Annotated in this window: 23 protein-coding genes; 8 read left to right on the forward strand and 15 right to left on the reverse strand. The window is 44.7% G+C overall.

The window, feature by feature from the left end; translation table 11 throughout:
• Positions 1-115 precede the first annotated feature (115 nt).
• Genes minC through minE form a run of 3 tightly spaced genes read left to right on the forward strand, consistent with a single transcriptional unit; the run spans position 116 to position 1,882 of the window.
• Positions 116-778: a septum site-determining protein MinC gene (minC, locus tag L0992_11570; protein XGB66353.1), complete on the forward strand. Its 663-nt coding sequence runs from the start codon at positions 116-118 to the stop codon at positions 776-778.
• Positions 779-799: 21 nt separating this feature from the next.
• Complete coding sequence (gene minD, locus L0992_11575) at positions 800-1,612, forward strand: septum site-determining protein MinD (GenBank protein ID XGB66354.1); 813 nt, start codon at positions 800-802, stop codon at positions 1,610-1,612.
• 6 nt (positions 1,613-1,618) lie between these two features.
• Positions 1,619-1,882: a cell division topological specificity factor MinE gene (gene minE, locus L0992_11580; protein XGB66355.1), complete on the forward strand. Its 264-nt coding sequence runs from the start codon at positions 1,619-1,621 to the stop codon at positions 1,880-1,882.
• Positions 1,883-1,982: 100 nt separating this feature from the next.
• Here minE and tnpA read toward each other — a convergent pair whose 3' ends face one another.
• The 9 genes from tnpA to L0992_11625 all read right to left on the reverse strand — a co-directional run bounded on the left by tnpA (position 1,983) and on the right by L0992_11625 (position 10,630).
• The gene (gene tnpA, locus L0992_11585) at positions 1,983-2,420 is read right to left on the reverse strand and encodes an IS200/IS605 family transposase (GenBank protein XGB68727.1); all 438 of its coding nucleotides are present in this window, start codon (positions 2,418-2,420) and stop codon (positions 1,983-1,985) included.
• A 197-nt stretch (positions 2,421-2,617) separates the two neighbouring features.
• Positions 2,618-3,736, reverse strand: coding sequence for a ribonuclease D (gene rnd, locus L0992_11590; GenBank protein XGB66356.1), 1,119 nt, complete (start codon positions 3,734-3,736; stop codon positions 2,618-2,620).
• A gap of 159 nt (positions 3,737-3,895) precedes the next feature.
• Entirely contained in the window at positions 3,896-5,590 is a 1,695-nt protein-coding gene (gene fadD / locus L0992_11595) for a long-chain-fatty-acid--CoA ligase FadD (protein XGB66357.1), read from the reverse strand.
• A 106-nt stretch (positions 5,591-5,696) separates the two neighbouring features.
• Positions 5,697-6,548, reverse strand: coding sequence for an alpha/beta hydrolase (locus L0992_11600; protein ID XGB68728.1), 852 nt, complete (start codon positions 6,546-6,548; stop codon positions 5,697-5,699).
• A 63-nt stretch (positions 6,549-6,611) separates the two neighbouring features.
• Positions 6,612-7,172 carry a Slp family lipoprotein gene (locus tag L0992_11605; GenBank protein ID XGB66358.1) on the reverse strand — a complete coding sequence of 187 codons (561 nt, stop codon included), beginning with the start codon at positions 7,170-7,172 and terminating at the stop codon, positions 6,612-6,614.
• Between the two features lie 35 nt (positions 7,173-7,207).
• Positions 7,208-7,513 (reverse strand): chromosome partitioning protein ParA, encoded by a 306-nt coding sequence (locus L0992_11610; GenBank protein ID XGB66359.1) that lies wholly within the window; start codon positions 7,511-7,513, stop codon positions 7,208-7,210.
• A 72-nt stretch (positions 7,514-7,585) separates the two neighbouring features.
• Positions 7,586-8,287: a tRNA (adenosine(37)-N6)-threonylcarbamoyltransferase complex dimerization subunit type 1 TsaB gene (gene tsaB / locus L0992_11615; GenBank protein ID XGB66360.1), complete on the reverse strand. Its 702-nt coding sequence runs from the start codon at positions 8,285-8,287 to the stop codon at positions 7,586-7,588.
• A 59-nt stretch (positions 8,288-8,346) separates the two neighbouring features.
• Entirely contained in the window at positions 8,347-10,275 is a 1,929-nt protein-coding gene (locus L0992_11620; GenBank protein XGB66361.1) for an ATP-dependent DNA helicase, read from the reverse strand.
• Positions 10,276-10,429: 154 nt separating this feature from the next.
• A complete protein-coding gene (locus L0992_11625) occupies positions 10,430-10,630 on the reverse strand; it encodes a hypothetical protein (GenBank protein ID XGB66362.1) in 201 nt (66 codons plus the stop codon).
• 281 nt (positions 10,631-10,911) lie between these two features.
• Here L0992_11625 and purU point away from each other — a divergent pair, with 281 nt between their 5' ends.
• The gene (purU, locus tag L0992_11630; protein ID XGB66363.1) at positions 10,912-11,745 is read left to right on the forward strand and encodes a formyltetrahydrofolate deformylase; all 834 of its coding nucleotides are present in this window, start codon (positions 10,912-10,914) and stop codon (positions 11,743-11,745) included.
• A gap of 281 nt (positions 11,746-12,026) precedes the next feature.
• Here purU and L0992_11635 read toward each other — a convergent pair whose 3' ends face one another.
• Positions 12,027-12,623, reverse strand: coding sequence for a VOC family protein (locus L0992_11635; protein ID XGB66364.1), 597 nt, complete (start codon positions 12,621-12,623; stop codon positions 12,027-12,029).
• Between the two features lie 347 nt (positions 12,624-12,970).
• Between L0992_11635 and argS the strand changes: the two genes are divergently transcribed.
• Together argS and L0992_11645 are read left to right on the forward strand one after the other, a co-directional pair.
• The gene (gene argS / locus L0992_11640; protein ID XGB66365.1) at positions 12,971-14,704 is read left to right on the forward strand and encodes an arginine--tRNA ligase; all 1,734 of its coding nucleotides are present in this window, start codon (positions 12,971-12,973) and stop codon (positions 14,702-14,704) included.
• Between the two features lie 645 nt (positions 14,705-15,349).
• Positions 15,350-15,778 carry an HIT domain-containing protein gene (locus L0992_11645; GenBank protein ID XGB66366.1) on the forward strand — a complete coding sequence of 143 codons (429 nt, stop codon included), beginning with the start codon at positions 15,350-15,352 and terminating at the stop codon, positions 15,776-15,778.
• Positions 15,779-15,912: 134 nt separating this feature from the next.
• Here L0992_11645 and L0992_11650 read toward each other — a convergent pair whose 3' ends face one another.
• The 5 genes from L0992_11650 to znuA all read right to left on the reverse strand — a co-directional run bounded on the left by L0992_11650 (position 15,913) and on the right by znuA (position 23,769).
• Complete coding sequence (locus L0992_11650; GenBank protein ID XGB66367.1) at positions 15,913-16,143, reverse strand: FeoC-like transcriptional regulator; 231 nt, start codon at positions 16,141-16,143, stop codon at positions 15,913-15,915.
• On the reverse strand, positions 16,140-18,413 hold the full coding sequence (feoB, locus tag L0992_11655; protein ID XGB66368.1) for a Fe(2+) transporter permease subunit FeoB: 2,274 nt from the start codon (positions 18,411-18,413) through the stop codon (positions 16,140-16,142). The genes L0992_11650 and feoB overlap by 4 nt, the downstream gene beginning before the upstream one ends.
• Positions 18,414-18,635: a ferrous iron transport protein A gene (locus L0992_11660; GenBank protein XGB66369.1), complete on the reverse strand. Its 222-nt coding sequence runs from the start codon at positions 18,633-18,635 to the stop codon at positions 18,414-18,416.
• 612 nt (positions 18,636-19,247) lie between these two features.
• The gene (locus L0992_11665) at positions 19,248-22,631 is read right to left on the reverse strand and encodes a helix-turn-helix domain-containing protein (GenBank protein XGB66370.1); all 3,384 of its coding nucleotides are present in this window, start codon (positions 22,629-22,631) and stop codon (positions 19,248-19,250) included.
• Between the two features lie 247 nt (positions 22,632-22,878).
• Positions 22,879-23,769, reverse strand: a complete 891-nt coding sequence (gene znuA / locus L0992_11670) for a zinc ABC transporter substrate-binding protein ZnuA (GenBank protein XGB66371.1) — start codon at positions 23,767-23,769, stop codon at positions 22,879-22,881.
• An 83-nt stretch (positions 23,770-23,852) separates the two neighbouring features.
• Here znuA and znuC point away from each other — a divergent pair, with 83 nt between their 5' ends.
• Positions 23,853-24,635, forward strand: a complete 783-nt coding sequence (znuC, locus tag L0992_11675; protein XGB66372.1) for a zinc ABC transporter ATP-binding protein ZnuC — start codon at positions 23,853-23,855, stop codon at positions 24,633-24,635.
• Positions 24,635-25,420, forward strand: coding sequence for a zinc ABC transporter permease subunit ZnuB (znuB, locus tag L0992_11680; protein XGB66373.1), 786 nt, complete (start codon positions 24,635-24,637; stop codon positions 25,418-25,420). Before znuC ends, znuB begins: the two co-directional genes overlap by 1 nt.
• Positions 25,421-25,533: the final 113 nt, after the last annotated feature.

Raw genomic sequence — 25,533 nt, forward strand, 5'->3', positions numbered from 1 at the left:
ACTTGCTGTGCTTGGTTTGGGAATATAACATGATAAACCTAGTTTCAGGCAATGCCCTTTATTTTATTGATAAAGAAATTGTACCAATTCGCTATTGAGGTCCTGTAGTTTTTCGATGTCTAGTAACCCAGATCTAAAAGGTAGCAGCTTTACGCTATCTGTTTTGCACTTATCCGATGATCAAGTCGAAAATGCAGTGTCTTTTCTTCAGGAGAAGGTAGACCAAGCACCCACGTTTTTCGCTGCTGCGCCTGTTGTTATCAACATCAGTAAAGTCGCAGGCGATATCGATTTTGTGCAACTGAAAAATGGTATCTCTCAAGCGGGTATGATCCCGGTTGGCGTGGCTGGCTGCTCTGATAAGCGTATGCAAAATCTAGCGAAAGAAGCAGGCTTTGCAGTCATGACGGCAAGTAAGTCTCCATCGCAAGTACCCGCTAAGATGGCACCGATTAAGGTGGTTCGAACCCCTATTCGTTCTGGTCAGCAGGTTTATGCGAAAGATGGCGATCTATTGATACTCAGCCATGTGAGTGCAGGCGCAGAAGTGATTGCCGATGGCAGCATCCATATTCATGGCACATTACGCGGCCGCGCAATTGCAGGTGCAAGTGGTCAAACTGAAGCAAAAATAATTTGTAATGATTTACAAGCCGAGCTGGTTTCTATTGCAGGAAATTACTGGCTCAGCGATCAAATTGAAAGCGAGTACTGGCAGAAGAAAACCATGTTCAGTATGGCAAACGATGTATTACACGTTGACGTCCTCGCAATATAAGAGAAATAAAAGGAAAAAATAATGGCACGCATTATCGTTGTAACGTCAGGTAAAGGCGGGGTAGGCAAAACGACCTCTAGTGCAGCTATTGCCTCAGGTCTGGCTTTAAAAGGGAAGAAAACCGCAGTTATCGACTTTGATATCGGTCTGCGTAACCTAGATTTAATCATGGGTTGTGAGCGTCGTGTTGTTTACGATTTCGTTAACGTTATCAATGGTGAAGCTACGCTGAACCAAGCGATGATCAAAGACAAGCGCACAGAAAACCTGTTCATTCTTCCTGCGTCTCAAACTCGTGATAAAGACGCACTAACCAAAGATGGTGTTCGTCGCGTATTTGATGAACTGGATGAAATGGGCTTTGATTTCATCATCTGTGATTCTCCTGCGGGTATCGAGCAAGGCGCTCTAATGGCGTTGTACTTTGCTGATGAAGCGATTGTAACGACTAACCCTGAAGTCTCTTCTGTACGCGACTCAGACCGTATTCTAGGTATTCTTGACTCTAAATCTCGTCGTTCTGAAGACGGTTTAGAGCCAGTGAAAACTCACCTTCTACTGACTCGCTACAACCCAGCACGTGTAACTCAAGGTGAGATGCTGAGTGTTGAAGACGTTGAAGAGATCCTACACATCTCTCTACTGGGCGTGATTCCAGAAAGCCAAGCGGTACTGAACGCATCGAACAAAGGTGTTCCAGTTATCTTTGACGAAGCAACCGACGCAGGTATGGCTTACAATGATACTGTAGAGCGACTACTAGGTAGCCAAGTGGACTTCCGTTTCTTAACGGAACAGAAGAAAGGCATCTTCAAAAGACTGTTCGGGGGCTAATACGCAATGTCATTACTAGAGTTTTTCAGACCACAGAAAAAGACGACCGCAAACCTAGCCAAAGAGCGTTTGCAGATCATTGTTGCTGAGCGCCGCAGTCATGACGACCCTGCTCCATCGTACTTGCCGCAACTGAAAGAAGACATCTTGAAGTGTATTGCAAAGTACGTTGAAGTGGATCCATCAATGGTTGATCTTACTTTCGAACACAAAGATGACGACATCTCTGTATTAGAGTTGAACGTTAAGCTACCAGAAGACGATAAGTAGTCTTCACTATCTTGTAAGTAGTAAGCAGATTTAAAAAAATATCCGCCTTCTTAGAAGGCGGTTTTGCTTTATAACCCCCTAAAAGGGGGCGTCCGCGCTATCAGTTCTTCAATAACTGTAATTGTTGTTCATACTCTATGTCCTGCTTATCTTGGTGTCGTACATATCGCCGAATGACTTCTTCATTCACACCGACCGTATCTACAAAATACCCTCTAGCCCAAAAGTGATTTCCCCATAATTTCTTACGTATATGTGGGAATCTATTGAAAAGTCGAATTGCTGTTCGGCCTTTTAAAACTCCTAACAAACTCGATACTGATAACTTGGGAGGAATAATGACAACAAGATGAACATGATCTGGTTGAACGTTTAATTCTAAAACTTCGCAGTCTTTCATATTGCACAAAATATAGATTGAACGATAAAGCTCCTTTCCTACCTTATCTTTCAAAATCTTATATCTGTACTTTGGAGTCCAAACTATATGGTATTTGCAACGCCAATAGACATGTGATGAACTTCTGTAATCGCCCATGTGGTTGTTTCCTCTTACTTGTGGTGAATAAGAGGTTACTTCTAACATGGGCACTTCTTCAGGCTATAGCCTCAAGGAACAATCACCACCGCCCTAGGCGGTGGTTTTGAGGAGCCAATAAAAAAGAGAGCCTAGGCTCTCTTTTTTGTGTCTGCATTTTATATCTGAAACTGACTAACCTTTATCGCGATAATAGGTTACTTAATCGCTTTATTCAGCTTCTCGCCAACCACATCTAAACGCCAACCTTGCATGACATCAGGTAGCTTTTCAGGGTTACGTTGGTGTTTCCAAACCCAGCTTAACACTTGGTTAAGTTGCTTTTTCGATGCCAAAAATTCGGTCGCTAGGCCACTGTGTTGTGATGCTGTTTTCACTTCATCTTTCAACACTTTGAAGATTTGCTTGTAACCCGGGAAGTCCATTAGACGTTCTACTGGTGCTGGGTACTCTTCTTCTGGCGTGTGCTCAGCCAATTTCACGATTGAGCTGATCTTCGCACCATGGCGACGTACAGAACGGTAATCAAAACCTTCCTGTTCCATGTGCTTAGGATCTTTCATTGCGAATCGAGCCACAGCCCATAGGTCTTGTTCTTTGAAGACAAAGTTCAGCGCTAAATCACGCTTAATTGCTTCTTTTAGACGCCAAGTCGCTAACGGTCTTAAGATAGCTAACTGTTTAGGTTTGAGCTGCCATGCACCTTTGATATCAAGGTAAGCATTGTCTGGGTTTGCTTTACGAATACGTTTAGCAACTTGTAGGTCAGACTCTTGTTGAGCCGCTTCCCACCAGCCTGCTTCCATCACTTTTTCAAGAAGCTTGTTGTACATTGGCATTAGGTAGTGCACATCTGCCGCTGCGTAGTCCAATTGCTTTTGAGAAAGCGGACGAGCCAGCCAATCAGTGCGCGATTCACTCTTATCGAGATCAACACCAACAAACTCTGAAACCAGAGCAGCAAAGCCCGTTGATAAACCATGACCTAAGAAAGCCGCCATGATTTGCGTATCCACCATTGGTGTTGGTGTGCAGCCAAATGCGTTCTGGAACACTTCCAAATCTTCACCGCACGCATGCAGCACTTTCAATACTGAAGCGTCTTTCAACAATCCAACAAATGGTGTCATTTCGCCAAGAGCAATAGGGTCAATCAGTGACAGAGTTTCACCATCAAATAACTGAATCAAGCCTAATTGAGGGTAATAGGTTCTGGTACGAACGAACTCCGTATCAAGCATAACGACATCGGCTTCACGTGCTTGTTGGCAAACTCGCTCAAGGTCTTTCAATTGGGTAATGATTTGATAATCCACAAAAACTCTCACTGGTTTCTATTTGATCGCCGGATACAAAAATGCCGACATTAACTGTCGGCATTCTAACACCATTTTTCAGCGCTCGCTTAGATTAAGCGCCTCAATAGTTTCTCGTGCTATGGTTTCTCGAGTAGTGGTTACCCATAAACTCGCTGATTATTCGCTCGCGCGTTTAGCCAATTCAGCATCGTTCTCTTCACGAAGCACACGACGTAAGATCTTACCTACGTTGGTCTTTGGAAGATCTTCTCTGAATTCAACCAGTTTAGGGATCTTGTAACCCGTTAGGTGTTCACGACAGTGCGCGATAATGTCTTCTTTGGTTAGGCTAGGATCGCGCTTCACGACGTAGATCTTAACCAATTCACCTGACACTTCATGAGGTTGACCGATAGCCGCTACTTCGAGCACTTTGCCGTGTAGTGCCACTACATCTTCAATCTCATTCGGGTAAACGTTAAAGCCAGACACAAGAATCATGTCTTTCTTACGGTCAACAATGTGCAGTAAGCCTTCATCATCAAACTTAACGATGTCACCCGTAGATAGCCAACCGTCTTGGTCGATCACTTCTTTGGTCGCTTCTGGACGCTGCCAGTAGCCTTGCATCACTTGAGGACCACGAACTTGCAACTCGCCCACTTGGTCATTGGCAACGACTTCGCCTTCATCATCAACAATACGAACTTCTGTTGATGGTACAGGCAGGCCAATAGCGCCCGTGTAATCTTTAAGGTCGTATGGGTTACCCGTTACCAGTGGTGAACACTCGGTTAAGCCATAGCCTTCCAGCAAGTGGATGCCTGTCGCTTTCTTCCATTGCTCAGCAACAGAGCGTTGAACCGCCATGCCACCGCCAACCGATAGGCGCAGGTTACTGAAATCCAACTCGTGGAAATCTTCGTTATTCACAAGTGCATTGAATAGAGTGTTTACGCCAGTAATCGCGGTAAACGGCACCTTTTGCAGCTCTTTAATGAAGCCAGGAATATCACGAGGGTTGGTGATAAGAAGGTTGCGACCACCCATTTCAACAAACAGTAAACAGTTTACGGTCAGTGCGAATACGTGGTAAAGCGGCAGTGCCGTTACCACCAGCTCACGGCCTTCTTGCAGAACAGGACCGTATGCCCCTTTCGCTTGAAGTACGTTCGCGATCATATTGCGGTGCGTTAGGATTGCGCCTTTAGCGACACCCGTAGTACCACCCGTGTACTGTAGGAAAGCAATGTCATCACCCGCCATGAACGGTTTCACATACTGAAGACGACGGCCTTTGTGAAGTGCTTTTCTGAATGAGATAGCGCCCGGTAGATCGTACTTAGGTACCATACCTTTTACGTATTTCACTACGAAGTCGACAATTGTACCTTTAGCGCGTGGCAGCATTTGCCCTAGGCTGGTGAGTACAACGTGTTTAACTGGCGTGTTATCAACGACTTTCTCTAGCGTGCTAGCAAAGTTAGATACGATAACAATCGCCTTTGCACCAGAATCGTTCAGTTGATGTTCAAGTTCACGAGGTGTGTACAGTGGGTTGACGTTCACTGCAATCATACCAGCACGCAGTACACCAAAAAGTGCAATTGGGTATTGCAGCAGGTTTGGCATCATCAGTGCAACGCGATCGCCTTTCTTCAGTTTCAAATCATTCTGCAGGTAAGCGGCAAAAGCACGGCTGCGCTCTTCAAGCTTACGGAACGTCATTATTGAGCCCATGTTCTCGAATGCTGGTTGGTCTGCGTACTTCTGTACCGACTGTTCAAACATTTCAACAAGAGATGGGTACTGATCTGGGTTGATCGTCTCTGGTACGTCACTTGGATAACGTGAAAGCCAAGGTTTATCCACTATGTTACTCCTCGTTTATCAGCTGACGACTGTTTCGCCGCTTTTTATCATTGCGGTATTACAGCACAGCTTTAGTGCATGAGCACTAAAAGGCTCAAACACTTGTTTAAATTTTGTTAACTACACCAAGAATTAGCTCAGAAACTAACTCTGGACTCTCTAAATGGCAATGATGTCCGCCAGGAACAGTCTCTATATTTAGAGGACTATGGGCTGATTTGTAGCGATTATGCTGCAAATGTCGGAATCCATCATTTCCTAAAACTATTAATTGAGGGCATTCAATAGCCGCCATAATCGCTTCAGCGTGCGCCTGTGACATTCGATATAACGAGTCACATTTTAGGTTAGGGTCGCATCGCCATTGCCAAGAGTTATCTAACTCGACAATTCCTCGCTCTACTATAGGAGCAATTAATTCAGCATTGATTTGATTGGCGTGAGCTCTCAGCTTAATAGCATCCTCAAGACTTGCCAGAGGACGTGAAGGCTTTCTTCGCTGTCGAAGACGACTGAGTACCCCATCTCTCAAGCGAGAAACTGTTTCTTGGGGAGCTTCTGAAAGAGGTCCGTGACCTTCAATTTGAATTAATCCTGACACCTTTTCAGGAAAGGCGGCACTATAGCAACTTGCGATCAATGCACCAAGTGAATGTCCTACCAGTACCAGTCTGTTTGGCGATAATTTAGTCACCAACTGGTGCAAATCATCAATATAGTCGTGAAACGGGTAGTAACTGCCAGACTTATGCGACGAAAAGCCATGACCAAAGAGATCAATCGCAACCAAGTGAGAGTTGGGTGAAAGCGTTTCGAGATTAGAGAGAACAGAAGAGAAACTCGCGGAGTTATCTAACCACCCATGAATAAAAACGACCGTCGTAGCGGTCGTTTCTGGGTTACCTATCTGCTGTGTTGCAAGCTTCCCGCTCGCAAGAGAGTATGACTTTTCAATCATCAAGCATCTAATTCCATCTGGTTGCGTAATCAACCTCTAGTAATCAAGAGCCAGCAAAGTGAGCTACTCTACGTCCTGTATCACTCGACCTTGTCTTGGCATCGTTTGGAAACTGCGGCAATGTAAGCTTCTGCATGAGTAGTAGGTTGGTGCAAAATCGTTTACAACGACACGCTCCGTAATGTTCCACAGTCTTTGGTTGTCCACTTGCATCACAGGGAAGGTGTAAGGGTATTCCCCTATTTTTCCATCTTCACTTCCGCTTGATTGACCAACCAAAGTAATCAGGCGACCTTCTGCAAAGCTTAGAGGCTCAACATAGCCTTCAATATAACCGACAAAACGTCCGCTTGGCTCTGCGTCTAGATCTGGCTTACCGTTACTAGAAATCGGCATATTAGCGACTTCGATTCGAGTCTTATCTTTTAAGTTGGTTACTTTAGATATTACACCACCTAATCGAACGCTTTTGGCATCCGGCAGTTGGTCGACCCATTGTTGATAATCGCTAATAACAGGCTCTGATTTTGCTTCGAGTTCGCTAGGTAGTGATGAACACCCTGCAAGCACCAAGATACCAAGAGAAAGGGCAATTAAGCGAATTTTATATAAGTAATTTGACATGGTTCTGGTCCTTAAACAGGCATTAATAACAAGCTCTAGATGTAGATATCGACACCGATAAGCTTTGCAAGTTCTTCTTTCTTCGCCTGATTCATTACATCCATATACTCTTCCATAGCCCTACGTCCTCGGCCTTCTGGAAGATCATACTGGATTTGAGCCTTATGAAGTTCAGACTCTTTAACTTGACGAATAGAGTGGGAAACAGCATTAGCCACCTTAGTTGGTTGTCCAACCGCAGTGCTAGCATCAGATTTTTTTGCCTGCTCCTTCTTTTTGATTCGATTAGGCTTAGACGTGCTGCCTATCGAAGAAGGAGGTAAGTTGTTAATTGATACCATGACTAAATATCTGCCCTCTCAAATCTAAATAATACGCATTTAGATCTGATTTGCATCAGAACCTTGTAAAAATTATTCGCGACCTGGCAGTTTCTTCCAAGTCACTTTATCACGAAGATAAACTGGTTCAGACTCTTCAGCAGCAACCGCTTTACCTTCTGCGTAAGCAAATTGAGCAAGGAACGCCATATCTTGCGCTTCTGGGAATAGCACTTCACACCCTTTGGTGTTGATCGCTAGCGTATCCATATGTTCTGCGTACGCTTCCCAACCTGTACCGACTTTTGCCCATGTTTCTGAGTCCGCTTCAAGCTGCGCAGCCAATTCGCTTGGTGGTGTAACACACTCAGCATCAACCGCAGTCCAACGACCGTCTTCTTCACGGCTATAACGAGCCCAGTACACTTCACTCATACGTGCATCAATCGCTGTTGCTACGTGAGTTTCACCAAATTTACGGTAGCTGCCTTGCGCCATCGCTGCCAGTGTAGAGACACCAATCATTGGTAAATCCGCACCAAAAGCCAAGCCCTGAGCAATACCAATACCAATACGTACGCCCGTGAAACTGCCTGGACCTTGACCAAACGCGATAGCATCGATATCGGTTAAAGCGACATTCGCTTCTTTCAGTACTTCATCAACCATAGGTAGAATTTTTTTCGTATGGTCTCGAGGAGCCTCTTCGCTACGTGCGAACACCTGGTCACCAATTACTAATGCAACTGAACAGTTTTCAGTTGCGGTATCTACTGCAAGAATTTTCGCGCTCATTTGTGTCTCAAATATTCGTTATCTAATCTAGAAATAATGGCTAAACTCAACAATGCCAGTTATTCGGCAGCGGTTGAATGGTCTTTAGCTAAGAATTCTTTAATGACCCCTAAGTCACGTGTACGAGGGATAGGCGGTAAACTCGCCAAAAATATGCCACCGTAATCGCGAGTCACCAATCGGTTATCGCAAATAATCAAAGCGCCATTATCGCGCTTATCACGTATCAATCGGCCGACACCTTGCTTCAAGGTAATCACCGCGTCTGGCAACTGTACTTGTGCAAAAGGATCACCCCCTTTTAGCTTACAGTCCTCGATTCGAGCCTTAAGTAAAGGGTCATCAGGGGCCGTAAAGGGCAATTTATCGATGATAACACAGCTTAATGCATCGCCCCTAACATCTATCCCTTCCCAGAAAGCGCCTGTCGCTACGAGCAATGCGTTACCCAATTCCATGAACTCGGTTAAGGTTTTTTGCTTACTTGTCTCACCTTGCAATAGAACGGGAACCGTGAGGGTTTCTCGGAATCGCTCGCCCAACTCTTTCATCATGCTGTGGGAAGTACACAAGAAGAAACAGCGGCCTTGGTTTTGCTCGATCACAGGTGTCAGCATTCGAACCAGCTTATCGGCCAAACCCGGGCTATTCGGTTCTGGAAGATAGCGAGGCACACATAAACGTGCCTGATTCGGATAATCAAATGGGCTCGGCAGTGAAAACTGAGCCGACGGCTTTAAGCCAAGTCGCGAAGTAAAGTGGTCGAAATCATCCGACACCGCCAAGGTTGCTGAGGTAAATACCCAAGCGCCCGGTTTAAGTTCGATTTGCTCGTGGAATTTATCCGCTACCGACAGTGGTGTGATGTGCAAAGCGAATTGCCTTGGCGTGGTGTCATACCAATAAGAGTATCCCGTAATCGACACATCGCACACACGTTCAATGCGTGACTTAATCATGTTTGCACGTTCAAAAGCCGTGTCTAACAGTTGGCTTCGACCCAAGGCTAATTTCAATACATCGACGGCCAGTTGCAGCGCATCTTGTAGGCGAACAAGTTCTCGTGCAATCGACTCAGATTTTAATGCCTCACGCCAGTTACCACGAAAGCCAGTATCGCCCAATACAATGCGTAAATCGGCGGCAGACTGAACGAGCCTATCACCCACCTTTTGTAACTGTCGCATGTCTTTTGCTTCAGTTCGGTAGGCGATTTCGATGTCTTTAGCGAGCTCATTAATCTGTCGGCTCGACACAGACTGACCAAAGTATTGGCTGGCAATATCGGGAAGCTGATGCGCTTCATCGAAGATAAACACGTCGGCTTCTGGGATTAGCTCACCAAATCCAGTTTCTTTGATCGCTAAATCGGCTAGGAACAGGTGGTGGTTTACGACAACCACATCGGAATCCATCGCTTTTTTACGCGCTTTAAGCACAAAGCAATCGGTATAGCTTGGACACTCTTTACCTAAGCAGTTGTCGTTGGTAGAAGTAATCGTAGGAATAATTGGGCTGTCTTCTGCAATATCATCACAATCACCTAAATCACCCGTTTGTGTCGCAGACGACCAACTACGAACTTTCACCAATTGTGCTAGCAATGTGGGATCGGTGTGAGTGCCATGACTCTCGATCATTTGGCGACTCAGCCTATCCAAACACAAATAGTTAGAACGTCCTTTGAGTAACGCAACCTGACCATAAAAGCCAAGCGCATCGACCATTAGCGGTAAATCGCGATGAAACAGCTGTTCTTGAAGGTTTTTAGACCCCGTACTAATGATGGTTTTCTTGCCACTAAGCAGCGCAGGCACTAAGTAAGCAAACGTCTTACCGGTACCTGTACCCGCTTCAACAACCAATTGGCTTTGTTTTTCAATAGCTTGTGAAACCGCTTCAGCCATGTCTAACTGAGCTTGTCTTGGTTGAAACCCAGGGATTGCTTTGCCCAGAGCGCCATCAGCAGAAAACGTTTTAGATATCATAGAGTACGAAGTTTAGAAAAAGTGAAGGCGAATTATGGCAGGTTTAGTGAGCCGGCGCGAATCAAGAATGACTTCGCACCGGAGGTGTTTGGTTTAGTTTGATTTGGTCTGAGCGTCCTGAAAAGAGAAAGGAACAGAAATCAAAGAAAGGGTTTTATTTACGGCTGAGGTAACGCGACAACCAAGGGGCGCCTTCAAATTGGTTCTCGCAAGGCTGCATGGCTTTCGCAGCATCAGTTGGTGAGGTTTTACTTTCCCACATTTCATCTAAAACATTACCATCTAACTCCGTACCACCCGCCAATGAATTCACTCGCTTGCAGTACAGTTTTTTTGCTAGTAACTCTTTATCCATAAGTATCACCTCTATTTTTGGCCAAGGCGTAAATGCCTCGGTTGAAGTTCAAATGCGTACTACGGTCAAAACTTTAAAAATGAAGCTTCTGCCTGTTTTCCTATCTAAAAACTGATATTTCCACATCAAACAATTTATCAAAGCGATAAATGAGCAGCAGAATTTGTTGAAACCAACTTGATAATAGATTAATTATAACGGTGATATTGCGGCTCAGTTCACCGTTCGACGGCCTGCATTTAATTTAAAGAATAAAAATATTTCATGGAAGTAAGATGCAAATGGAAAGAAAAACTTTACTAACACATTGTACTGATGCCCCAGGCCTCATCTCGAAGATCACCAACATTTGTTACAAACACCAACTCAATATTGTGCACAACAATGAGTTCGTAGATAACACCAGCGGTCACTTCTTTATGCGCACGGAGCTAGAGGGTTACTTCAATGACGAAACCTTGCTAGCCGATTTAGACCAAGCGCTGCCAGAGAATGCGAAACGTAAGCTAATGAGCTCTTCTCGCAAACGTGTTGTGATTCTTGTGACCAAAGAAGCGCACTGCCTTGGCGACATTCTAATGAAGAATTTCGATGGCAGTTTAGACGTGGAAATCGCAGCCGTTGTTGGCAACTATGACATTCTACAAAGCCTAACCGAGCGTTTTGATATTCCTTATCACCATGTTTCACACGAAGGTATGAACCGTGAAGAGCATGAGCAGAAAATGCTAGAAGTGATTGACCAATACGAGGCTGATTACCTTGTTTTGGCTAAGTACATGCGAGTGCTGACTCCGGGGTTTGTTGAAAAGTACAACCACAAGATCATCAACATCCACCACAGCTTCTTGCCTGCATTCATTGGTGCTAAGCCATACCAGCAGGCTTATGAGCGCGGCGTAAAAATCATTGGCGCAACGGCGCACTTCGTGACAAACGATCTCGATGAAGGCCCAATCATTAAGCAAGACGTTATTCCAGTGGATCATAACTTCAGCGCGAAAGACATGGCGCAAGCGGGTCGTGACGTAGAGAAGAATGTTCTAAGTAAAGCGCTAAACAAGGTGATCAACGATCACGTGTTTGTTTACGGCAACAAGACTGTGATTCTGTAAGTTGCTTATGTAAAGCCGACTTACAGTTAGCACCCAATAAAAAACGCGCAATAGGGTTAACCCATTGCGCGTTTTTTGTATCTGATGATAAGACTAGCTTTATGAGATTCCCGACCACGCTCCTTCGTCGCTATCGGGAATGACGTGTTTTCTAATCCACAAAAGCTACAACTCGAAAAACGTCGGCTAAACCGAGTGACAGCATGGCACAAGTCCAATTCGTATCCGTCATTCCGACGAGCCTAAGCGAGATCAGGAATCTCTTTCTTGTTAACTCTCGACTAAGCCTGCTCTGACTCCACAATCTTCTTCAATGAATGTGGGTGCAGCTTGATGCAAACCCCTTGATGTTTAAATGCAACCGTTGGGTTATTCAAACGTTCACCCTCGCCTTTCGGACTAGAGAGTTTGATCTTAATACCTTGCTCCGCTAAAGAGTCGAACTTAACCGCGAACTCTGGGTAAGTCTCTTTAAGATCCGCTAAATATTCATCAGCCGTTTGTGCATGAGAAGGAATCACGAACTCAACGTGTTCCCAATCTTGGCTCGGGTAAATCTTGCCTTCTGCCGGGTATGGCAACTCTAAGTATTCAATCTTCCAACCAAGGCTTTGCAGTGGTTCATCAAAAGCAATCACCACAATTGGACGACCGTTGATCATCGCCTCTGAAATCGTAGAACCGTACTCAGACCATGCTTGGTGCGCAGATTTCGCCAGCTCAGTTTCATTGATTCTTAGTGCAATATGATCCGCTTCAGCAAAGCTTAAATCCAAACCCAGCGTATTTCCTAGGTTCTCAATTTTCGCCATAAACGTATCAAGGCGGGCAATCATTTGTTGTGGTTCGAGTTCGGCTTGCTTGAGGCTCATCGTCATTGTCTGTGTTCTCCAATTTATGGCAGCATGTTATCAGTTTTGCTTTCTTCAACAAGCGTTGCTTTGGCAAAATATACTCAATAAGTATGCTCATTCGACTCCTTAAACATTCAAACTCGGCTTGGCAAAAGTTGTTTGTCAAAAACCCCTGAGGAAATGTTAATTTTCTATCAATTCGACCTATAAGAAACCGCACAAAATTGGTATGATTACCGCCATTTCTGTGAACTTAAACAGAGTCTGCTGCTGATTTTGGCATTAAATCGTTAACTAGAAGCATAATTAACCAATTTAATGACCAAGAATTAACGGCCACTCTTATCATCCTTGAATTGAAGGAAACGCGTGTGAATATCCAAGCACTTATTAATGACAAAGTATCTCAGGCTCTAGAAGCCGCTGGCGCACCTGCAGGCTCTCCTGCTGCTGTTCGTCAATCTGCAAAACCACAGTTTGGTGACTACCAAGCAAACGGCGTTATGGGCGTTGCTAAACGACTAGGCACTAACCCACGAGAATTTGCTCAAAAAGTATTGGACGTTCTAAACCTAGACGGTATCGCGTCTAAAGTTGAAATCGCAGGTCCGGGTTTCCTAAACATCTTCCTAGATGAAGCTTTCCTAGCAAAACAAGCAGACGCAGCATTGGCTGACTCTCGCCTTGGTGTTGCCGTTGCTGAAACGCAAACTATTGTTGCGGATTACTCTGCGCCAAACGTTGCTAAAGAAATGCACGTTGGCCACCTACGTTCAACGATCATCGGTGATGCAGTTGTTCGTACTCTAGAATTCCTAGGCCACAACGTTATCCGTGCTAACCACATCGGCGACTGGGGTACTCAATTCGGTATGCTTATCGCAAACCTTGAGCGCGTTCAGGCTGAATCTGGTGAAGTTTCAATGGAACTTGCTGACCTTGAAGGCTTCTACCGTGAATCTAAAAAGCTTTACGATGAAGACGAAGAGTTCGCAGTTAAAGCACGTGGCTACGTTGTTAAACTGCAAAGCGGCGACGAGTTCTGCGCAGAAATGTGGAAGAAGCTTGTTGACGTTACAATGATTCAAAACCAACGCAACTACGATCGTCTAAACGTGTCTCTAACGCGTGATGACGTAATGGGCGAAAGCATGTACAACCACATGCTGCCAACTATCGTTGCGGATCTGAAAGAGCAAGGTCTTGCTAAAGAAGATGACGGCGCACAAGTTGTATTCCTAGACGAATACAAAAACAAAGATGGTGACCCAATGGGCGTTATCATCCAGAAACGTGACGGCGGCTTCCTTTACACAACAACCGACATTGCTTGTGCAAAATACCGTTTTGAAGAACTAGGCGCAGACCGCGTTCTTTACTTCATCGACTCACGTCAACACCAGCACCTAATGCAAGCTTGGACTATCGTTCGTAAAGCAGGTTACATCCCAGAATCTGTTTCTCTTGAGCACCACGCATTCGGCATGATGCTAGGTAAAGACGGTAAGCCATTCAAGACTCGTGCAGGTGGTACGGTTCGTCTTGCTGACCTTCTTGATGAAGCAGAAGTTCGTGCAGCACAGCTGATCGAATCTAAGAACCCTGAACTAGCAGAAGACGAGAAGAAAGCGATCGCAAACACAGTTGCAATGGCAGCGGTTAAGTACGCAGACCTTTCTAAGCACCGTACTACTGACTACGTGTTCGATTGGGACAACATGCTTGCGTTTGAAGGTAACACAGCACCGTACATGCAGTACGCGTACACTCGTGTTGCTTCTGTATTCGCTAAAGCTGGCGTTTCTATGGACTCTCTTGAAGGTGAAATCAAAATCACTGAAGAGAAAGAGAAAGCACTTATCGCGAAACTTCTACAATTTGAAGAAGCGGTACAGTCTGTTGCTCGTGAAGGTCAACCACACATCATGTGTAGCTACCTATTCGAACTAGCAGGTCAATTCTCTAGCTTCTACGAAGCATGCCCTATCCTAGTTGCTGAAGATGAAACTGTTAAACAGAGCCGTCTGAAGCTTGCTGCACTAACTGCGAAGACAATCAAGCAAGGTCTATCGCTTCTAGGCATCGATACTCTAGAGCGTATGTAAGCGATTCGAGATTCGAGATTCGAGATTCGAGATTCGAGATTCGAGATTCGAGATTCGAGATAATTAGAAAGGTTGACGTGAAAGCGTCAACCTTTTGTTTTATCTGGCGGTTACGTTTACTTAGCACGTTCTGTTACCCACCAACATCCTCAACAAGAGATCTCCTATTACGCTCCTTCGTCGCTCTAGGAGATGACGGGAATGGGAGTCGTGAATCCAAGACAGCATCAATGATGCACCATCACTCTCCTCCCCCGTCATTCCCTGCAGTGAAGGACGAACGTGACCGGGAATCTCCCAAAAATGCGTAACCACAGCAAACCAATTCGTTATCACTTTCCCAACCGTCACTCCCTACAGTGAGGGGCGAACGTGATAGGGAATATCCGAAAAGCACGTAACAACAGCAAACCAAATCGTTATCACTCTCCCCAACACGTCACTCCCTGCAGTGAGGAACGAACGCGATAGGGAGTATCCTAAAAGCACGTAACACCAACAAACCAATTCGTTGTCACTATCCCCACCCGTCATTCCCTACAGTGAGGGACGAACGTGATAGGGAATCTGCTTATTGAGAGCGAAGCGCTAGCCACATCTCTGTTCCAACCTTATACTCAAGTAAAACAATTAATTGGAAAGATCATGAGCTTCGAACTTCATCCTCAATTGGCAAAAGACACCACCGTTATTGGCGAATTCCCACTTAGCCTTGCACTTCTGCACAAAGACAACGCTGTACCTTGGGTTATCTTGGTACCAAAACGTGCCAACTTAAAAGAACTACACCACTTACCAATGAAAGAACAACAGCAGTTCTTACATGAGTCTCAAGCGGTAAGCCAAGCTCTAGAAGCCACATTCAAACCAGACAAACTAAACCTAGGCGCGCTAGGTAATATGGTGCCTCAACTGCACATTCACCATATTGCACGCTTCAAAGATGACATCGCATGGCCAGGTCCTGTATGGGGTAACACCAAAGGCGAGCAACGCAGTGAAGAAGATCAAGCCGCTATTCTGACCCGTATTCAAAACGTGCTGTCACTGAGCTCTATCTTCAAGAAAGCGTAATTCGAGCCTCTCGTTAAGCTTCAAACCAGAGAGTTCAGAAAAGACACATAACAAAAAACCGCTTATCTAAAATAGATAAGCGGCTTTTTAATTTTCTAACCTCGCCGTTTTCAACGAGTGTATGCAGATCTGAACTACATCATCACGTTAAGCGACAAACCATCTTGTTTGCTAATGGTGTAACGAATGCGCGTTGTATGACCATGCTTGTTAGTATCAACCAAGCGAGAAATTTTCCCTTTCTTGACCCACACACCCAACATCGCATCGACGCCATCTTCACTCATGCCAAACTTTGCAGCAAGCTCTTTACGAGCCGCGACACCTTGGCTGTCTATGTATTGATGAAGTTCAGTTAAGATCATACGACTTGCACCTCTAGCGCTTTCTGCTTGTTACCAATTTTCTTGAACACGCGATATGTCACCACAAAGCCACCAGCAATTACCACCATCCACACAGCACTTGTCACTGGGTGTGCAGCAAAGTTTGCCGCTTGGTAATAGAAAGTCGCACCGAAGTAGCCAAGCGCCATCGTCCAAACTGCAATGAAGCGTGCGAACGTCTGACCAAACTCACGTACATAAGCACCCATCGCAGCAACACAAGGCGTGTAAAGCAGGATAAGAATCAAGTATGCGAATGCCGCATGGCCAGAAACAAACTTGTCTTTCAGGTTACCAAAGATAGATGAATCGACTTCTTGATCTTCAGCCACTGAGCCAGAGTCTGATAAATCACCCACTTCAATACCTAGTGGATCTGAGTAGCTCAGACCAGACAGGTTTTCAGGAATCGTCATCACCGCTTCTTGCAAGCTTGCTGCTAAATCAAATTCAGCCGCTTCTTCATCAGAAGGCGTTGTGTATAGGCTGTTTAACGTACCTACAACGGCTTCTTTTGCGAAGATACCTGTAATGATACCAACCGTCGCAGGCCAGTTTTCTTCAGTAATACCAATTGGTTGGAACACAGGAGTCACAACTTGTGCCGCTTTAGACAACACAGAGTTCTCGCTGTCTTCATTACCGAAGCTGCCATCCATACCTAGCGAGTTCAAGAAGCTCAGGATTGCCACAACCATCACGATTGTTTTACCTGCACCAAGTACGAAACGCTTCAGTTTTTGCCATGTTTTTAGCATCACGTTTTGCACTGTCGGCAATTCGTAATCTGGCATTTCCATCACTAAGCTATCGCTGCTACCTGGGTAAATGGTGTTCTTAAGAAACAGACCCGTAAACACAGAAGCAACAATACCCATGATGTACAGAGCGAATACCACGTTTTGTCCAGCACCTGGGAAGAATGCAGCGGCGAACAGTGCGTATACCGGAAGACGAGCACCACATGACATAAACGGCGCCATTGATGCTGCCAGTTTACGTTCGCGTTCTTGGTCAAGAGTACGAGTTGCCATGATTGAAGGTACGTTACAGCCAAAACCAAGCACCAGTGGTACAAACGCTTTGCCCGGCAAACCAATCTTCTGCATTACTTTATCAAGTACAAATGCCGCACGCGCCATGTAACCTGAACTTTCAAGCACTGCTAAGAACAAGTAAAGAGCTGCAATAACCGGAATGAAGGTCGCAACGGTTTGAATACCACCACCGATACCATCAGCCAATATAGTGACTAGCCAAACAGGCAAATGACCATCTAATAAGTGATGTCCACCATCAACCAAGATTGCCCCAACACCGATATCAAAGAAGTCGATAAACGCACTACCGATATTGATAGAGAACATGAACATCAGGTACATGATCACAAAGAAGAAAGGAATACCGACCCATTTGTTCAGGATGAATTGGTCTGCTTTTTCTGTGAAGTTGCGGCTTAGCTTGCCTTCACTACGACGCACTCGTTTACAAAGGTCATGTAAGAATGTGTATTTCGCGTCAGCGACTGCAAGGTCGATATCAAAGTCAGCACCAAGACGTACGCCATCAATTTGAGTACGAGTTTGAGGAGCCAGTCCATTCAATACCAAGTAATCATTTTCTAAAGCACGAATTGCCAGAGCTCGGTGAGAAACATCAGCATCATCAAATTGTGATTCAACAGAAGGGATAAGAGCTTCTAATGCTGCGTCGTAATCAATAGAGATAGGATCAAGGCTCACACCTTGAACAAGCAATTTATGTAGGCGTTCTTTAAAGCGAACCACTTGGCCTTTGTCGTTTGCAGACAAGCTTAATACTGGACAACCAAGCTCTTTCTCAAGCGCTTTAAGGTTAATCACCTGACGCTCACGCTTTAGTACATCCATTTTGTTCAATACCACGATCATTGGGCGACCCAATTCTCGCAGTTGTAATGTCATGTATAAGCTTCGTTCCAGACAGCTTGCGTCTACCACATTGATGATCACGTCTGCCGGATGAGTAAGAACGGCGCGAGATGCTATCGACTCATCGATGCTGTTCGCGTCATTACCACTGTCTAGTGCGTAGATACCTGGTAAGTCGGTAAGCTGGAATTGATCACCAGCGTGCGAATATACGCCCGTCTTCTTTTCTACGGTTACACCAACCCAGTTACCAACGTGCTGTTTAGCACCAGTCAGTGCATTAAATAATGTTGTTTTACCACTATTCGGGTTACCAACGGTTAGAACTTGATAATCCATTTAGATAACCTCGATTTGTTCTGCGATGCTTTCACGAATGGCGATTGAAACCCCTCTCACTTCAACTTGAAGCGGATCACCCATAGGTGCACGACGAATCAGAGTCACCTCGGTTTTTGGCAACATGCCCATGACCATGAGTTTTTTTCTAACTTCTGGTGTTAAACCTGTTAGTGCAACAATAGAAGCCGCTTTGCCTTGCTCTAGTTGTGAGAGTTTCATAAGTACCCAATTCGTGACTGATAATGAGAAAGATTGTTATTACGAGCATGATACACATACATGACCACAATTCTATTGTGTGAAATCAATGTTTTCGAAAATACATGCTCGTAAATTTCGTTAAAAACGTTTACGTCAAAAACGTTACTTTCAACATACAACGAGAACTACCTCACTAGTACAAATTACCAAAAACAACAACAAACCATTAATTATCAACAGCTTAAGATAATGTCGGTTTTCTCATGGCCATCTGTCGTTAATTTTATAAGTAAAATAAGTGGGCAGACGTATAGTTACTCCATCGAAGAGAAACTCCTTCTCTTTAATTTTATTCCAGAGGTGATGTGGCTTGCCATATCACTCCGGCAGCAAGCGAAGGTGTCTTTGGCACCCGTGGTATAGTCCCCCCGGCTATACCACGATATTTTTTTTCTTCCTCTTGTTTATCCCAAACATATTTCTAAATTCCCAATTCTCGTATCTCGTATCTCGTATCTCGTATCTCGTATCTCGTATCTCGTATCTCGTAGGAGCATAAAAAAGCCCCGACACGAATGTCGAGGCTTAGAGTATATTTATCGATGTGAAAGTAGAGTGAATCCGCGTGCACTACTCTTCGTTGTTTTCAGCAAACTTAGACGGAGACATACCAAAGTGATGCTTAAACCTTTGGCTAAAGTAAGAAGGGTCATTGAAGCCCGAGTCAAACGCAACGTCTGAGATCTTCTCTCCTGCAAGTAACCGCTCACATGCATGTTCGAGACGCACTTCATTCAAGTGTTCTTTAAATGTCTTGTTGTAAGCCAACTTAAATCGCCTCTGTAAACTTCTCTCCGACATGAACAGATACTTAGCAGCAGTTGCAGTGCCGAACTCTGCATCAGCGTAGTGCGCACTGACAAGCTGCGACACTTTATTTTTCCATTCTTGTTCAGCGGTCAGCTTTTGTTGTTCTGGTGTTGAAGCCGCAAGCTTAATGGTTTCAATCTGTTCTATGGTGCTTGCCTCAAGATCATCCAACATCTGATATTCAATCGGCCAAGAAAGCTGAACCTTGTTCTGAGAATCAGACACAAAGGCGTTCAACTCACCACCGCTCTGATTCATCAATAAAGGAAGCTTCTCAATATTAAGGTCGGTCGACTTACCGTTGTTATCACTGATGCTTGACGCTAATTTAGGGAAAGGCATCCCATGATCTCGAATCGTAACAACAAGGTGCCCTTTTACTTCTTCAACTAGCACAACCATGCTCTGCGACTTAAAGTTACGTTTGATGATGCTCGCCACTAGGCTATTGAAGATAATATCGAGATTAAAATACAGTAAGGAGACATGTCGCTGCTTGGTCTCAACTTTAATGTCCAGTTCAATGCCGGCTTTCGCTAAATCATCTTTCCAAGCCTTAAGCACCGATTCCAAGATTAAAATCATGTCATAACAAACCGCGCCCTCACCTTGCTGGCTATTACTCAACTGAGCTAAGCCATTCTTCAAGGTCAAGATAGGTGACTTCCCTTGTTCATCATTCCAATTCGGGAGCATGGCCGCGATATTATTCACTTCAGAAGAGAGTTCTTTAGCGGTGTGAGACACAAGCGCATTTTTAACCGATAGCTGCTTTTTAAGCTGTTGATTGGTCGTCAACAAGATACGACTCTGATGTCTCAGCTGATCCGTTTTTAGTGCAACTTGCGCCTTTAAGTGTCTGTTGGCAAAAGTAACATAACGGGAACGCCAAAAAACCAAGATAATCACGACACAGATGAGCAAGATAAGAGAACTCGCTGCCGCCCAATTACTCAGATACCAAGGTTCTGCAATCGAGAAGCTTTGATTGGTTGAGACAAAACGATAATGCGAGTCCTTCACTGGCTTTACTTCGAGTGTGTAGTCCCCAGGGAGAAGATGATCGAGCGTTAACAAGCCCCCTTCAAACTCACTCCAGGGTTCATCATCACTCAGTCGATATTCCATAGCAGGAGCAAAAGTCGCTGGTAGAATACCTAGCTTGAAGCCAATCGATGAACCATAAGGGATCTCAGCTAAGTCGGCAGTCTTACCACCCAAGGATACCGTTTGTTGGTCGACACTAATCTTACTCAGCAATGCACGACTATGAGGGGTCGTGGATACCAATAACTCATTCGATAATGCACTCACCACACCATACTTTGAGCCTAAAACGAGCCGTGAAGATTGACTCTCTTCACTGTAAAACAACGCACACGCACCTTCAGCCAGTTCGTTGGTAATCAATCCAAAAGGAGAGCCGATGTGTTTATGCAGTTGACCATCTAAACCGTAGTAACTGATGCCTTTCGAAGACCCTAACCACACGCCATTGTCATCGCTGATCAAACAGTTAGGGCTAATGTTATCTTCAACGAGGGTGATCTCTTGAATCGCTGAACTGTCATATGGAATTCGATACACGCCGTAACTGCCTGCGAACCATTGCGCCCCATCTTTGGCTTTTTCAATATCGACGACTTTGCCAAATCGTTCGCTTGAGCGACTAAAGCTGATTCGCTTATCAATAAAAGAATAGAAACCGTGGTCTGTGCCTATATAGACTCGACCTTGCAACCCTATATTGAGATCGGTGATTTTAGCTGGCAAAAACTTATCGACTAACCAATCAATGCCATAGCCCGTTAAATTCATCGTATCAACGGAAAGAGAATAAAGGTTCTGCCCAGAGGTCATCCAAAGCAGGTTGTTAGATTGGAGCGCAAAATTCTCAACGTGCACTCCATCGATCGCTCTCGGTAAATCGAGTGCTTCAGGTTCTAGTGTATCGGTATTAAAGCTAATAATGCCTTCTTCGGTCGCCAACCAAATTGAAGATCCAAAGATGACAAAATCCTGAACTGAATTCGAATAGACACGAACCGGACGCTCTTCGCTTTGAGAATCGACAAAATAGAGCCCCATTGAAGAAGCAACCCAAGATAAGTGGTCACTAACAGGTTGCACTTTGTTGATCACCACACTGCTCGAGTGCATCCCCATTCCGGTTAATGGTGTTCTTGAGAATGTCTTACTGAACAGTGAGAAATAGCGGATACCATTATTAGTCGCCACCCACATGCCACCAGCGTGGTCGTTAATTAATGAGTATATTTTCTCACCCGGTAACGAGAAGTCTTGGTTAGTCGCCTGATCGAATCGCTTAATGTGCCCCGTAATAAAGTTGTAACTAATTAAGCCGTGCTCGGTACCTATCCAATATTGGTCTGAGGTTTCAGCCAGTGAAAGAACATGAGAGCCACTGACTTTTACCTCTTTCTCTGGATTCGCAAGATCGACGATCACCGCCCCCTTCAAGGTGCCAATCACTAACTCACGTCTCGCATTCGAAAAATAGACCGTCTCTATATGATTCTTCTCTGATGCTGTGACATGGGTAAATTCTTGATTTTCAGAAAGGTAAACGCCTGAACTGGTCGCTAGCACCCATTTTGATAGTACCCACTCAGCGTCATTGATCGAAATGTCACTGCTGTTGTTGTAGCGATACAACTTGAGCAATGAGTAGGTATTAAATTCTAAGGTTTGAGTATTGTAGGTGTAAAAATTACTGCCATCGGTCACCCATATATGGTCGCCGGACGCACCTATGTTCGAGATCTCAGCGCCTGGGCTTAAGCTAAACGCCAGTTCGTTACCAATGCCCGGACTGTGTCGGTACACTTCATTATCGAAAAAAGTCCAAAACTCATCATTCAGGAACGCCACGTTTTCAGAGGAAAACTGCAACAAACTGCCCTTTCTCGGAAGCAGTGTTCGTCCATCATAAAAAAGCACTTTTCCATGAACATCATGGACCCAAAGCCCACCTCCAGCACCGAGGTATAGATTTTTGGCCGCAAGAAAGTTCCCTTGCGCTTGAACGGGCAAAGGGTAGAAAACAGAAGGTGATGTATTTACCGCAAGAACGCTAAATGAAATGCTCATTAACATGAACATTCTGAAGATAATCTGATACAACTTTTAATCCTGAACAGCAACAACACGTGAAATTTCGTTAACCACAACGGCTTATCGTTGCTTCAACAAAAACTGAGTTTTTTTGTGCTTATTATTATCTTTCTATTTTAGCGGAAATTAACAAAGGAGAAAGGAGGTTTGCGATTTGTTGGAAGGTTTTATCTTAGCGGTCACGAAAATGCCGCAAAAAGCGGCATGATTCATAAATTAACGAGAGCAAAGTAGAGTAAGGAATACTCCCTAGCGATTACTTAGCGCTTAGGCAGCTCGTGTAGCTGTCTGTAACTTGTTGAAGAAAATCGAAATAACTTCCGCTCTTCACTTCAACGGTTGAACCGATTGGATCAAGTTGACCTTGCTTCGCATTGCTTCCGCGCGTCACTGATTCGATGACAGCAGGCGTAAACTGAGGCTCAGAGAACACACACTGAACATTCTCACGTACTAGGGTTTTCTTGATAGCAATTAGGCTTTTTGCACCCGGTTTACGTTCAGGGCTTACCGTGAAGTGACCTAGGTTATTCAACTCAAACTCTTGCTCAAAGTAGCCATACGCATCATGGAACACGTAGTAACCTTTATCTTTTACTGGCGCAAGTTGCTCGCGAATTGACTGCTGTTTTTCTTTCAGAGTAATCAAGAATGAATCTAAGTTCTCTTGATACGCCATTGCGTTATCAGGATCAGATTCAATCAACTTAGCTGAGATGTATTTTGCAGCTACCTCAACTTGATCGATGCCTAACCAGAAGTGAGGGTCATGACTGCCGTGGTTATGGCCTTCATGAGCATCGTGATCATGCTCTTCATGTCCGAACTCTCTCAAGTTAATGCCAGGGATCTCACTGATCTGGATAACGTTCTCTTTTGAACCAATCACTTTCGTCAAGAAAGCTTCTAGGTCAGGGCCGAACCAAACGACCATGTCTGCACTGTGAACCTTTTTCACATCAGATGGCTTAAGCGCATAATCGTGCGGTGAAGCGTTGCTGTTCATCAACACGCCCGGTTCACTAACGCCTTGCGTTAATTCCGTCACAATCATTTGAATTGGTTTAAAACTTGTTAAAATAGTATTGGCACTTGCAACACTTGGCGCTAAAAGCAAAGTAGCAAGTATAAAAGATGAACGTGACATAATCCCTCGATAATAGAAAAGTAGCTTAGGCTTGAGGTAAATGTTACATTATAACATTAGCGAATTGCAAATGAGTTCTATTCATGGATAACTTAATCCAACTAGATTCTGTGAGCGTCGAATTTGACGGTCGAAAAGTTTTAGACAACATCTCTCTAAATTTAGAGCGTGGCAGAATCACTACCCTAATTGGGCCAAATGGCGCGGGAAAATCAACCTTAGTTAAGGTACTACTAGGGCTCCAGCACAAATATTCCGGAAAGATCACCAAATCAAAAAAACTAAAAATTGGTTACGTTCCTCAAAAGCTAAAGTTGAACGACTCTCTGCCTCTTAATGTAGAGCGTTTTCTTAAGCTAACCGGAAAATTCAGCAAACAAGAAATTCTAGAATCTTTGATGCTAGTGGGCGCTGAACACCTGATGAAAAGTAATATGCATCAATTGTCCGGTGGCGAAAACCAACGCGTGCTGATCGCTCGCTCTCTTTTGAAAAGACCCGATCTGCTCGTTCTTGATGAACCCGCACAAGGTGTTGATGTACAAGGCCAAATCGATCTTTACGACCTGATAGATTCCATTCGTCACCGCTTCGGTTGCGCTGTGTTTATGGTTTCACATGACTTGCATTTAGTGATGGCAAAAACAGACGATGTGATCTGTTTACATCACCACATCTGTTGCTCTGGTGCACCGGCTGATATTAAACATCATCCTTCTTATATCGCGCTATTTGGTACTGCGGTTCAAGAGAGTTTGGCTTTCTACCACCACCAACATGACCACCATCACCATGACTTGGCAGGCCAGCCAGTTTCTGGGGATGTGCACGACTGCTCCAACCATAAACACGGACATCACCACTAATGCTTGAGTTTCTTCTACCTTCTATTCTTGCAGGCTTAGGCATTGCTCTTATTGCTGGCCCACTGGGTTCGTTCGTGGTGTGGCGCAAGATGGCTTACTTTGGTGACACGCTTGCACACGCCTCTCTAATGGGCTTAGCGCTTGGCTTCCTGTTCAACATTAACTTGTACTTTGCGTTACTGATCTGTTGTTTGATGCTGGCTGTGTTGCTCGTGACATTGCAAAAACAAAAGCTAGTCGCGACCGATACCCTACTCGGTATTTTGGCGCACAGTGCGCTATCACTCGGTTTGGTTGCTGTCAGCTTCTTAGATAATGTGCGCGTTGATCTGATGAGCTACCTATTTGGTGACTTGCTGGCGGTATCTCCGACTGATTTAGTATTCATCTATGCGGGTGCTGCTGTGATAGGGCTGGTACTGGCTATCTTTTGGCGACCACTATTATCAACAACCGTTAACGAAGATCTCGCGGCTGTTGACGGCATCAACATCGATTTAATGCGTCTGATTTTGATGCTGCTTGTTGGTATCGTGATTGCTGTCGGTATGAAGTTTGTGGGTGCGTTGATCATGACATCGCTACTGATTATTCCTGCAGCAACGGCAAGGAAGTTCTCCAATACACCTGAGCAGATGGCATTCCTCGCATCGATTATTGGCTCTATCTCTGTATTCGGTGGATTAAGCTTGTCTTGGTTCTATGACACGCCTGCAGGCCCTTCTGTGGTTATCAGTGCAGCTGCGATGTTTATGCTATCTCAAATGGTGAAGACCCGAGCGTAGTCATACGATTCGTATCTCGTATCATTGAAAACATACAAAAAAGGCTTGGTCAGTGACCAAGCCTTTTTAATATCGTTCAGTTAACTTCTATCTCATTCGATAAAAGTTAGCTG

The organism is Vibrio pomeroyi, assembly GCA_041879425.1.
Lineage (GTDB): Bacteria > Pseudomonadota > Gammaproteobacteria > Enterobacterales > Vibrionaceae > Vibrio > Vibrio pomeroyi_A.